The following is a 12,052-nucleotide window of genomic DNA, read 5'->3' on the forward strand; positions in this document are numbered from 1 at the left end:
AAGGTACTTGGTGGTGTTTTGCGAGTGGCATCACTAAGGATCCGAGGGTGATTAAAAGGTACGTTGCATTGCGTAAACGGACTGATCTTTCATCGGCGCTGTGCCCCCATCGCACGCCGTTGTCTGTCAGTAATGCAACGTACCTTTTATAACTTAAACCCAGCCCGTGTTTCTGCGTTCTGCCTCACACCTCAGGCCGGAATGGGCCTGCGTGGCGGGGTGTTGCGCCTATGGAGAGCATTTCCTGTCTGGGAAGCGAGAGCGCATGAGTACCCAGGCGGATACGGTTGTTTGGCAACAATAAGGCCTGGCCGTGGAGCCTAAGGGCGGCTTTGATAGCAAGACGGCAGATGCTGCGATCAACGCAGAAGCAACCGCAGATTCTTTGGCCGTGAAGGCCGGCGAACCAAGCGGGGCCCATGGTTCGATCGCCTGCCGTGGCACGACGCCGAGCTGGCCACGCGCAGCGCCTAATCGATGAATCAACGGCAAAGGGTGCGAGAACTCGAATTAGCTCTCGCACCCTTTGCCGTTGCTGGTGGTCTAAACCTCGGAGGCCTCTGCCTCTTGGGTGTCTTTCAAAACGTGATCAGAAACCTTGGCCAGCGCTCGTTCCAGTGAAGAACGCAAGACCACAGGAATCGTGATCTCGTCATTAATCTCGACAAGGCCTTCGCGTTCGAAGACGCGCAGCAGGGACTCGACCTGGGGGACAACCTCCTCAAGGCTGGCAATCAGGTGATGCTGCTCGGCGGGAAGGTCATCTTCGGTCGGAACTTGCAACGCGAACTCGGCACGTGGCGGTGTCGATGATGCGGCATTGCTCAACACGCCGGCCAACATCTCGGCGATCTGCGCCTTGCCCGGCTGCTCCAAGGTGTTGATCAGGATGTGCGAGTAGAGAACCTCTGCAATCAGCTCCTTGACCAAGCGGGCGCCTTGTCCGCTGGATGCCAGCAGCGCATCGCTGAGCGACTCGGTTGGGGTTGCGTTCGGTTCCTGGTAGCGCAGCATGGCCGTGCCGATCAGGGCGTCCCAGTATGCCGATAGGCGTGGAATGTCGGCCAGCGAAGAAACGGCAGTGCCGTCTTCCGGCTCCCACTGGGCATCTTCTGGAACGCCGGCGGATTCATCGACCTTGACGAACAGGCCCAGCGCGCTGGCCGCATCCTGCAGCGTATCGCCGGTGAGTACGCCAGCTGGGGTGGTCGGCTTGCCTTCGCCAACCCAGCTGATCAACTCGCGAGCCGCAAAAACGAAGGGCATCGCTTCGAGGCTGCCGTTGGCCTCATCATCTTCGAGATAGGGCGCCACGATGGGTGAATCGCCAGCCATGCGGGAGAGGAACTCGAAAGTCTGCTTGAAGTCATCCACGCTTCCGCCGAAATTAGCGGTCGTGCCCAGGAAAGTCAGGTAATGCTTGAGGATCGCAGCGCTGGCTTCCGAAACTTCCTTGCCCAGCGACGTCAAGTGGCCCAACTGTTCACCCAGAATCGTCGGATCCAGGGTTTTGACGTCAACGCTCTGGCGCAACTGGGCATGCACGGTCAGCAGGGTAGTGAGCCCTTCGAGCGCTGCGCGGGTCTCGCTAGCTGCCTGGCCCTCTTCGTGGAAGTGGCGGAAGAGCGAGGACTTGAACGGCTGAAGAGCTTGGCGCACTTCGGATTCAAAAGGCACGCTGCTGGCGCCGGAACGGCGGGCTGGATGACCCTGGGCAGGCTTCTTCTTGGCTGGTTTACGTGAGGCCATGAGTGTGGTGCAGTTCCTTAGAAATGGCTGATCGGCGGGATTGGTAATTCGCTTCTCTCCAGTCTACGCAGGACGCGCTGGGGGCGAAGTTCCCGATGGGCGATAGTGATGCAGCCTCTGGGGAAAGTGCCCGTACGGGAGGAAGTACTTGTTGAAAGTTCGGAATAGGCAATCATTTACCGCAAGAAACACGAACCTCCTGCCGGTGTGGTGGCGCTCACCGTCGAATCGTCAGGACGCGTTGATTTTCCCTGAGGATCGCGCGACAGTGAAGACATGCGGGCTCGTGTGGAGAGGCCGTCGAAATGCTAGGAGAGTGGATCATGGCTGGAGTAGGCGTGCCAGATCATGTCGTTGTTGTAGGCGCTGGCTTTGTTGGCCTGTCGACCGCTTGGTACCTGCAGGAAGCGGGCATTAAGGTCACCGTCGTGGATCGCGGCGGCGTCGCGTCCGGTTCCTCTTGGGGTAACGCCGGCTGGTTGACCCCGGCCCTGACCCTGCCCATCGCGGAGCCTGCAATTTTCAAGAACGGCCTGAAGATGATGCTCGACCCGGCATCCCCGCTGTACATTCCGCTGAAGGCCGATGCCAAGTTGCTCCGCTTCCTGATCGGTTTTGCCTGGCACTCGACCCCGAAGAAGTGGGAAGAAGCCATGCGGGTCTACTCGGAAATCGGCGCAACCGGTTTGGATGCCTTCGACGAAATCGCGCAGGCGACTTCGGCAGGGCCGGGCGTGCAGGAGCCGACCAAGCCGGCAAATCCATTCTTGACCGGATTCACCTCGCTCAGCGACCGCGATGCGCTGCTGCATGAATTCGAGATGATCGAGAAGACCGGCGGCGAAGTTGATTACGAATTGCTCACCGGCGACGAGTTGCGCGGCATCGAGCCGACCCTGTCCAATAAGGTCGCTGCGGGCGTAGCCATCAAGAACCAGCGCTACATCAACCCGCCGAAGTTCATGGATTCACTGGCCGAATCCGTCATCGCCCGCGGCGGCGACATCATCGGAGCCTTCAACGTCACCGATGTGCGCGACAATCGCGGCTCGGTCACCGTCATCGGTTCCGAAGGCCGTTCAATCACCGCGGATCACGTGGTGCTGGCTACCGGTGCTTGGATGACCGACATGGCCAGCAAGTTCGGTGTGAACGTTGTGGTTCAGGCAGGCCGCGGCTACTCGTTCACCGTGGAGCCGGAACACATGCCAACGCACCCGATCTACTTCCCGACCCAGCGCGTTGCCTGCACCCCGCTGGGCGATCGTTTCCGCATCGCCGGCACCATGGAATTCCGCGACGCCAACCACAAGCTGGAGCCGAAGCGCATTGAGGCCATCGTTGCCGCTGCGACCCCGGTCTACCAGGGGATTAACTGGGAGAACCGCAAAGAAGAATGGGTGGGTGGACGCCCATGCACCGCGGACGGCATGCCACTCATTGGCCAGACCGGATCCTCGCGCGTGTCGGTTGGCGGCGGCCACGGCATGTGGGGCGTTGCGCTGGGACCGCTGACTGGCAAGATCCTGGCTGCCCAGATTGCTGGCCAGCAGGTTCCAGGCATCGCCCGGCACTTCAACCCCTTGCGCAAGGGGTTCTAAGCGTTTCGGTCCACACCCGGAACGAAATAAAACAACCGGCTTGCGGTGCATCATGGCGATGCGCTGCAAGCCGGTTTTCCTTTAAGGCTGTCTTTTACGCGCTTTAGGCATGGCGGGTTGATGTCCCGGCAAGGATCGCGCGGTAGCCTTCGGCAAATCCTGGATACTGCAGTTCAAGCCCGCTGGCTAGCAGCTTGGAATTATCGAGCCGGCGGTCGGCAGCACGTCGTGCCGGGGCTTGTCCTGCCTCTTCCGGCGCAGGCAAACCAAGTTCCTTGGCCAAAAACTGGTAGACCTCGCCTAGCTGGGCTGGGGTGCTGTCACTGGCCAGGTAGAGGCCAGCGGCTTGCTCTCCCAGCGCCGCAACGTGAACGATGGCCGCGGCCAGGTCATCGCGGTGGATGCGGTTGGTCCAATGCGAGCCCGCGGGAATCTGTGCGGCTCCGGCAGTGACGTGATCGATGAGCCGGGTGCGGCCCGGGCCGTAGATTCCCGACGCCCGCAGGATTGTTACCGGCAGGCCGCTGCCGGCGAGCGCTGCCTCGGTGTGCGCAAGGACCTGCGCGGCGGGGCTAGCTGGGGCAAGCGGTGCTGATTCGTCGACGAGTTCTCCGTTGGCGCCGCCCATCACTGCGGTGGAGGAGATGTAGATAAGCCGGCGAAGATTGGGGCATTGGGCTGCCAGCCGTGAAGCCAGTTCTTTGGCGACCTGCAGATAGCCGCGCGTGTAGCCATCGGCATCGCGGGTGGCTGGCACGGGAGTGAGCACGACGATTTCGGTCTGCGGATCGATGCTTGGCCACTGGGCGGCATCGAGCAGGTCTACGGCGTGGCCGGTAAATCCTGCGGGCAGCTTCTGGCTGTTGCGCCGCCAGCCGGTGACGCGATGGCCCTCCTGCTGGAGCCGCAGTCCTGCCTCGGTGGCGACATCTCCGCAGCTGACCAGTAATACTTTCACGAGACTCCTTTGGTGCGATATGTCCTCGGAGGCGAATCCCCCTACCCATAGACTAGAACCTTTAGGCCAGCGTGGCATGCGCGCGGAGGAAGGGGGCCAGGTGCAGTCTTCGGTGCGTTGTGTCCTGTTCTGCGTGGTTGCATTGCTCTCCATGCTCGGCGAGGGCATGGCGGTCTTTGCCTTGACCCTGGAATCCGCGGATCAGTTGGGGTCCTGGGGCGTAACCGCGTTGTTCCTCGCCGGCTTGGTTCCGCCGACCCTTGCCGCCCCGGCTATAGGGCGTTGGGTGGACGGGGCAGCCCTTTTCAGGGTGTGGATCCTGAACCTGTGCGTGCATGTGGCGATTTTCGCGGTGATGGCCATTGCCTCCAATATCTTCGCGAGCCTCGCCTTGATGCCTGTGGCCAGTATTTGCGCGGTGGTTAACGGAGCGGTCATTTTCAAGATCATTCCGCGCATCCGCGGAGGCTTCAGCATTGCTCGTGCCAGCAGTTTCCTTGTCGTAGCGACGTCCCTGGCGGGAATCATCGCGCCGGCGATAGCTTCACTCGTCTTCGCGAAAGCGGGGATCGGCGCGGTGCTTTGGTACGCGGCGGCAGGATTCCTGGCACTGGCCCTGGCGGCCATCTTCCTGTCCCGCTCGCAAGCCGCCAACGGGAAAGGAGCAGACGCAGGGAACGAGCCGGATCCGGGTGGACCGGTATCGCCCGGTGGAGCTGCCTTGACGCGCAATCCACAATTGCGGATCTTGCTGCTCCCGGTGGCAGCGATCGTGCTGTTTACCGCAGCAGAAGGCGTTTCGGGGGTGTTCTACCTGCGCGGGATCACCGATAACGACACTGGATACGCGGTATTGCTCGGTGCCTGGTCCGTGGGCGCAGTGTTCGGTTCCCTGCTGGGAGGCAATCGCCGCTTCGGTACCCGAAGCGCCTTGCCGATTCTGCTCGGTGGAGGGCTGGTGGGCGCCGCGATCCTCACGGAAGGGCTCTGGTCCAACGCGGCTGGCCTGGCCTTGGTGTTCCTTGCCGGCGGGCTGGGCAATGGACTGCACAATACTGGAGTGCGAACAGCCATTTACGAATACGTGCCGGAATCCCGCCATGGTGCTGCTTGGGCGCAGCTGCGGATGCTCATCAACATCATGGTCGCATTGGGCTATCTCATCGGCACCCCGGGATTGCTGATTGGCCCGGCCAGGGCAATTATCGTGGTCTCCGGTGCCGCGACGCTGCTGGTTATCGTTGTATCCGCCGCGCTGTACAGCTGGAAAGCACAGGCCAGGGTCCATGGGAGGACCTCTGCCACGGAATCCCGGGGCTAGCGCGCTCGCCGGAAACATGAAGGTTGCTGGATAACACGCTACAATTCAAGTATTCGAATATTTGTACTAGAAAGTGGTGGGGTGTGGCTGAAGAGCAGGAGCTGATGCCTCCGGGAGCAACCCAAGGGCCGGTCCAAGCGGTATCCGCGATGGGTTTCCCCTCGCCAGCACGCGATTATTTTGACGGCGGACTGGACCTGAACCGGTTGCTGGTCCGTGACCGTGTCTCCACTTTCATCATGCGCGTCTCGGGCCACGCCATGCGGTCAGCTGGTATCTTCGACGGCGATGAAGTGATCGTGGACCGATCGCTGGCCGTGCGCCACGGCTCTGTGGTCATCGTCAACCTCAACGGGCAGATGCTGGTGCGCCGCTGGCAGATTGACGGCCACGAGGTTGGGCTGCTCAGCGATGAATCGCCCCTGCCCGTAGTACTGGCCGAAGGCGATGAGGTCAGTGTCTTCGGCGTCATTACCAGGTGCCTGCATCATGTCCGCTGACCACGTATCCCTGGTGGACGTCAACAATTTCTACGTCTCCTGCGAGCGGGCCTTCGACTATTCGCTGCGCAATCGTCCCGTGGTGGTGCTGTCGAACAATGACGGCTGCGTGGTGGCCCGTTCCCAGGAAGCCAAGGATCTGGGCATTCCTACTGGAGAACCCTTCTTCAAGGTCCAACGCTATATGGACTCCCACAACCTTGCGGTGCGGTCAAGCAACTATGAACTGTACGGGGACATTTCTGCCCGGGTCATGGAATTGCTCGGACGCTTCGGGACCTGGCACGAGGTGTATTCCATCGATGAATCTTTCGTCGGCCTGGAAGGCAACCTGGAGCAGGTGCGCAGCACCGCGGCCCAGATCCGTGCCGCCATTGACAAGACTATCGGGGTGCCAGTCTGCGTGGGTGTCTCATCCACCAAGACCCTGGCGAAGCTGTCCAACCATATTGCCAAGCACAATCCGGGACTGGGCGGAGTCTGCGTCCAGCAGCTCATGGATCCCGAGGTCCTGGGCAGTATCCTGAACCGGGTTCCAGTCACCGATGTCTGGGGCGTGGGCCGCAAAACCGGTGCCAAGCTGGCAGCCATGGGCATTGAATCCATCGCGGACCTGCAAGCAGCTGACCCTTTGGCGATCCGCAAGAAGTTTTCTGTCGTCTTGCAGCGCACGGTCTTCGAACTCAACGGGCAACGTTGCATCGGTCCGGTGGAGGAGCGCGCGGACCGCGGCCAGGTCATGTTCACCCGTTCCTTCTCCACGCCGGTGCGCACCTATGAAGCGATGGAAGAAGTCATGTCCATCTATGCGCAGAAGGCTGCCGGCCGCTTGGCGCGCGAAGGCCTGTACGCTTCATTGCTTACCGTCACCGCGGGCACCAGCCGCTTCGCCCGGGGAGAAGCCTCATTCCCCAGTGCCCAGGTGCGCCTGTCGCGTCCGACGCGGGATCCCATCGTGCTCAGCAAGCTGGCAATTGCCGCGATGCGGGATCTGATGAAACCGGGGATGGACTATGTTCGCGGGGGAGTGATCCTCTCCGGGCTCAGCGATTCTCCGGGCGAGCAACAGCTGGACCTCTTTGGCCAGAGTCCCGATCCGGCTGCCGAGGAACAAGAAAACGTCTCGTCGGTAGTCCAGGACATCTCCCTGCGATTCGGTGCCAAATCCATTGGACTGGGGCATGCCGGAATGGCCAAAATCCCTGAATGGTCGATGAAACGAGAGCATATTTCGCAGCGCTACACCACCGACTGGGATGAACTGCTGGTGGTGCGTGCCTAGCGTTCTGCCAACGGCAAAAGGTTCTCGGCTCTTCGGCAACTTCGCAGTTTACGGTGGGAGGATGATCTCATGACTACCCGTGCCAAGCAGCTCATGTCAGTCGGAATCCTGATGACGGTGATGCTCGCTAGCTGCAGTGCGCCGAATGCCCAAGAAGCAGCTTCGAGCACGTCCGCTGGCAGTTCCAGCAGCCCGAGCAGTACGAGGACTCCTGCGCAGCAGGCAACTCCCAGCCCGTCCGGCAACTCCGGGGCTGAAGAAAGCCCATCGCCTAGCCGCAGCCAGGAACCCTCGCTGCGCCAGCAAGCAGAAGCGCTGGCCGACGAGCTGAGCGCCAGCGAACAGGCAGCGAGCCTCGTGATGGCCGGTGTCCCGGCAACAGGAGCAACCGCTGCGGAAATTTCTGCGATGAAGAAGCAGGGAATTTCCAATGTCTTCCTGCGTGGCCGTTCGCAACTGCCGGTGAAGCAGACCGCCGCCCAGGTCCAGGAAATTACCCAGGGCTTGGAGTCCGGCATTCCCGGGCAATTGCCGGCCTGGGTGGCCACCGATCAGGAAGGGGGCTTTGTCCGGGTGCTCCAGGGCCCCGGTTTCACCGAACTGCCGACTGCGTTGACGCAGGGAGGGTGGCCTGTATCGAAGCTGGAGCGTGAAGTGGGCGCCGCCGGGAAAGAACTGGCTGAAGCCGGCATCAACGTGAATCTGGCTCCGGTGGCGGACGTTGTTCCGGCCAGTATCGGCACCGGCAACGCACCCATCGGCTACTTTGGCCGCGAATACGCGCATGACGCCGCGGGGGTCTCCAAGGCCATTTCGACGGTGAACGAAGCGCTGCGCTCCGAAGGCGTGCAACCGGTAGTCAAGCACTTCCCCGGATTGGGCCGGGTCGCTGGGAACACCGATACCAGTACCAAAGTGACCGATACGAAGATCGATGCGGACTCCAGCGATCTGCAGCCATTCGAGCAGGCTATCGAGCAGGGCAAGTCCTGGGTCATGGTCTCCAACGCCCGCTACTCCCGGCTCGATGGAAAGAACGATGCACCGTTCTCTTCGAAGATCATCACCGGATTGCTGCGTGAGCAAATGGGGTATGGGGGAATCGTGATTTCCGATGATCTCTGTGAAGCCAAGCAGGTCGGCTACCTGCCGGTGGGCGAGCGCGCAGTGAAGTTCGTGGCCGCCGGCGGAACTGTTCCGCTATGCGTTAAATCGGCTCCGGCCATCACCATGGCGAAGGCCCTGGCCGCCGAGGCCAAGGCCGATGGGAAATTCGCGGCCCAGGTCAGAGAAGCCGCAGTACTGGTTCTCGAAGAGAAGCTGCGCATGCAATAAGCTGCACGGCTGGATCTTAAAGGTGTAGGCCCGGGGCTCTTCCTTACTCGCTAGGAAGTGCCCCGGGCCTGCTCTTGGGAGGTGGAAGGCCTACTTCTTGCCCTTCTTCTTTCCGTCAGTTACTTCCAGAACCTGTGCACGGTCATCATTGCCGTTGTGCAGGTGAAGCAACAGTGCCTTCGATGCCTTGGTGCTGTCGGCAACGGTCACCGGGATCTGGGTACCGGACAGATCGGTGAACAAGGTGCCTTCTGCACCGAAATCAACCTGTGGCGCTGCCACGTTGAAGTCGATCCAGTCGGTCTGGTCAACGGGGATCATTGAGCCGTTCTCATCGGTGTTGTACCAGGAGTAGCCCAGCACACGGTAGGAGATCTCCGACGAATCCTCATCGAGCCCCAGGGCTGACAGGGAGATCGGGAAGACCGCTGCATTGGTGTCGAAGGTGTTGGTATCGACATCGCCGAGCATGCCGTTCACTGGCTGCAGATCAACTTGCTCGCCGGTGGCGAGGTTGAAGGTTGCTGCCAGGTCAAGGTCAACTTCGTCGAATGCGGCGTTGAAGGTAACGAAGTCGGCTTCGCCGTCGCCATTGGTATCGATCTCGACATCCAGCTCGGTGCCGCCAGCCAGGTGGGCCCAGTTGGCCCAGGTGGAGATGCCGACGTTCAGCAGGCCGTCAGCCACACCGGTGCGGGCAGCGGTGCTCGATGCGCCAACGTGCTGCAGGTCCACGGAACGGGCCGCCGGGATGCTGTCCAGCGAATCGTCGCCGCGTTCACTCGAAGCGCCCAGTTCGAAGGCGCCGAGCAGGGAGGTGACCGAAGTAGCGCCCTCGCCAGCAGTGATGTCCTTGCCCTTCAGGCTCAGGGTGGTGGTATCCGCGCCCTTCTTCATCTTCTTGAGCTTGCCCTCCATGTCAGCAGCCAGCTTGGGTGCTGCCTGGACTGGAATGCGCAGGGTCGGAGCATTGCTGGCAGTCAGCTCGACGCGACCGCTGGCATCGGCAACCCAGGCACGAGCCAGACCGGACTGGCTGGTAGCCATGGTTGGATCGATGGTCTTGGCCCACTGCTGCGGGTCAACGCTCAGGGTGACGTTCAGCTTGGCGCTGCCGCCGGCCGGCACGGTGACACTGCTGCGATCCAAGGTGAAGCTTGCGCCTGGGATCTCGGTAGCGGCCACGTAGTTGGCGTCGTAGCTCTGCGCCTTGCCGCTGGTGTTCTCAATGGTGATTTCGCGCTGCGCGCTGAACGGCTTCTTGCCTCCCAGCTCGATAACGCCGAAGACCACGCTGGTCAGATCCGCTGCCTCGGAATCGTAGGCGAAAGCAGGGCTCTGGAGTGCTGCATCGGCCATCACGCGACCGGAACCAACACGGTTCGGACCGTAGGCTTCGCCATTGGCGGCCTTGATGTCGGTGGCCGCGGTGTTCATGATGATGCTCTTGGCTTCATATGGGGTGTAGTCGCTGTCTTCCAGAACCAGCGCGGCGATACCAGCAACCAATGGAGTGGCCATCGAGGTACCGGTCATCACGGCGGTGCCGGTACCGGTGCCCACGCCAACCGAGCCGATCTGGGTACCTGGGGCAGCCACATCCGGCTTGACCACGCCGTTGGAACCGTGGACGCCACGCGATGAAGAGGAATTCAGCGTGTCTGCAACGCCGGACTCGCTGGAGGAACCGCCAACGAATTCGGGGGACAGGGTAACCTGCAGCGTGCCAGCTTCAGCTGCTGGGCGCAGCTTGTTCGACTCGTCCAAGGTGAACTGCGCACCTGGGATGGTCGCGTTGCCGGCGATGCCTGCATCGAACAGGTTGCTTTCTGCATCCAAGAGGACGCCGGTGGCACCGGCGGCTTCAGCGTTGTTGAAGCGGGCGCCGGAACCGCAAGGGAACTCGCCGTTCTCGCTCCACTGCAGCCAAACCCACTTGCCTTCCAGTGAACCTTCTTCGAAAGCGTCGCAACCGAATGCGTTATCGGCCGGAGCCATCACTGCTTCTCCGGACAGGGCGGCCGGATCAGCATTGGTGTAGTTGAAGTTCGCCGAGTACTGGCCCGAGGCCGAACCGGCGACATTGTCGGGACCATCGACCTGGATCTTGTCCAGGGTGACGTGCGAGCCAACGGAGTTGGCTACGGTCAGCGAGGAACGCGAGTTGCCCGGCGAACCGCCCACGTCGGTGACATCGCCGGCATTGCCGGAAGCGACAACCGAGAGGATGCCGGCTGCGCTCAGGGCGTCGACAATGTCATTTTCAGGGTCGTTGGCCGGGGAATGATCCGAACCAAGGGACATGTTGACCACGTCGGCGCGGTCCGAGAAGTCGCCGTCGCCGTTCGGATCAAGTACGTAGTCCAGTGCTTGGCCAACCACGGAGGAGGAGCCGCCGCAACCGAAGACGCGGATGCCGATGAGCTGTGCGTCAGGGGCCGAGCCCGGGCCGACCTTCATCTGCGCCAGCGCGTCGGCGTCCAGCGAGGAATAGTCCCCGGTGAAGGTCGAGCCATCGGCGTTGACGCCATAGCCTGCGGTGGTTCCGGCAACGTGGGAGCCGTGTCCGGCAGCTTGGCAGTCAAGCGGGTTAGGGTCCGGATGCGGAATTGGCTGGTAGGTGGGATCGTCGGAGTCGGCGTTGTAGTCATCGCCAACCAAGTCCCAACCGCCAATGAACTTGTTGGTGTCGATCAGGCCCGAATCTGCACCGGGCAGCTCATCGGAGGCCTGGGCTTCCTTGTAGCCTTCCAAGGTGCCCGGGCCGCCGAAGCTGGCATGGGTGTAGTCCACGCCGGTATCCAGTACAGCCACCTTGACGCCGTCACCGGTCTTGTCCAGGGACTTCCACGATTCCAGGGCGCCGGTGTCAACGACCGAGCTGCGGTTGGAGGGCTTCTTGGGAACGATGGAGCTGATCTTGGCAACGTCGCTACGCTGTGCAAGCTTGCGCAGATCAGCGGCATCACCGGTCAGTGCGACACCCTGCAGTGCGTTGTGCGTGGTGTAGATGACCTTCGAGTTGGCCTCGGCTGCCAGCTGCTTGCCCTTGGCCTTGACCTCCTTGCCGATCTTCTTGACCTTGGCAGTGTCCTTCTTCTTGCCGGACTTCTTCACCGTCTCGAAGGCGCCATCACCCTGGAACTGAACGAAAACAGACACTTCACCAGTTGATTTGGCAAGAGGTCCGGAGACTTTCAGGTTGGACAGCGCTGATGAACTGGTGATTGGCAGGGGCGCGGCATTTTCGCCGTCGCCTGGTTGGGGGATTCCTGCTGCGCTTGCCGGTCCTGACAAGGTAACAGC

The 12,052-nt window shown here is 61.5% G+C and carries 8 protein-coding genes; 5 read left to right on the forward strand and 3 right to left on the reverse strand.

Annotation, left to right across the window (positions count from 1 at the left end):
- Positions 1 to 543: 543 nt before the first annotated feature.
- On the reverse strand, positions 544 to 1,749 hold the full coding sequence (locus ACIOJF_RS13925) for a hypothetical protein (RefSeq protein ID WP_133834358.1): 1,206 nt from the start codon (positions 1,747 to 1,749) through the stop codon (positions 544 to 546).
- Positions 1,750 to 2,072: 323 nt separating this feature from the next.
- Between ACIOJF_RS13925 and ACIOJF_RS13930 the strand changes: the two genes are divergently transcribed.
- Positions 2,073 to 3,350, forward strand: a complete 1,278-nt coding sequence (locus tag ACIOJF_RS13930) for an FAD-binding oxidoreductase (protein ID WP_133834359.1) — start codon at positions 2,073 to 2,075, stop codon at positions 3,348 to 3,350.
- 103 nt (positions 3,351 to 3,453) lie between these two features.
- Here the strand turns inward: ACIOJF_RS13930 and ACIOJF_RS13935 are convergent, their stop codons facing one another.
- Entirely contained in the window at positions 3,454 to 4,308 is an 855-nt protein-coding gene (locus tag ACIOJF_RS13935; RefSeq protein ID WP_402741769.1) for an NAD-dependent epimerase/dehydratase family protein, read from the reverse strand.
- A 76-nt stretch (positions 4,309 to 4,384) separates the two neighbouring features.
- Here ACIOJF_RS13935 and ACIOJF_RS13940 point away from each other — a divergent pair, with 76 nt between their 5' ends.
- From ACIOJF_RS13940 to ACIOJF_RS13955, 4 genes are all read left to right on the forward strand, one after another.
- Positions 4,385 to 5,629, forward strand: a complete 1,245-nt coding sequence (locus ACIOJF_RS13940; RefSeq protein ID WP_402741770.1) for a hypothetical protein — start codon at positions 4,385 to 4,387, stop codon at positions 5,627 to 5,629.
- Between the two features lie 83 nt (positions 5,630 to 5,712).
- Positions 5,713 to 6,129: a LexA family transcriptional regulator gene (locus tag ACIOJF_RS13945; RefSeq protein ID WP_105658603.1), complete on the forward strand. Its 417-nt coding sequence runs from the start codon at positions 5,713 to 5,715 to the stop codon at positions 6,127 to 6,129.
- Complete coding sequence (locus ACIOJF_RS13950) at positions 6,119 to 7,411, forward strand: Y-family DNA polymerase (protein WP_332594866.1); 1,293 nt, start codon at positions 6,119 to 6,121, stop codon at positions 7,409 to 7,411. The genes ACIOJF_RS13945 and ACIOJF_RS13950 overlap by 11 nt, the downstream gene beginning before the upstream one ends.
- A 69-nt stretch (positions 7,412 to 7,480) precedes the next feature.
- Positions 7,481 to 8,746, forward strand: a complete 1,266-nt coding sequence (locus ACIOJF_RS13955; protein WP_332487398.1) for a glycoside hydrolase family 3 N-terminal domain-containing protein — start codon at positions 7,481 to 7,483, stop codon at positions 8,744 to 8,746.
- Positions 8,747 to 8,836: 90 nt separating this feature from the next.
- Here the strand turns inward: ACIOJF_RS13955 and ACIOJF_RS13960 are convergent, their stop codons facing one another.
- Positions 8,837 to 11,908, reverse strand: a complete 3,072-nt coding sequence (locus ACIOJF_RS13960) for a S8 family serine peptidase (RefSeq protein WP_286172251.1) — start codon at positions 11,906 to 11,908, stop codon at positions 8,837 to 8,839.
- Between the last annotated feature and the right edge of the window lie 144 nt (positions 11,909 to 12,052).

This window comes from Glutamicibacter sp. NPDC087831 (assembly GCF_044742845.1).
GTDB lineage: Bacteria > Actinomycetota > Actinomycetes > Actinomycetales > Micrococcaceae > Glutamicibacter.

Excerpts from the sequence above, each read along its gene's own strand:
- ACIOJF_RS13955 (WP_332487398.1), top strand. The coding sequence starts at position 7,481 with ATGACTACCCGTGCCAAGCAGCTCATGTCAGTCGGAATCCTGATGACG.
- ACIOJF_RS13940 (WP_402741770.1), top strand. The coding sequence starts at position 4,385 with ATGCGCGCGGAGGAAGGGGGCCAGGTGCAGTCTTCGGTGCGTTGTGTC.
- ACIOJF_RS13925 (WP_133834358.1), bottom strand. The coding sequence starts at position 1,749 with ATGGCCTCACGTAAACCAGCCAAGAAGAAGCCTGCCCAGGGTCATCCA.
- ACIOJF_RS13930 (WP_133834359.1), top strand. The coding sequence starts at position 2,073 with ATGGCTGGAGTAGGCGTGCCAGATCATGTCGTTGTTGTAGGCGCTGGC.
- ACIOJF_RS13950 (WP_332594866.1), top strand. The coding sequence starts at position 6,119 with ATGTCCGCTGACCACGTATCCCTGGTGGACGTCAACAATTTCTACGTC.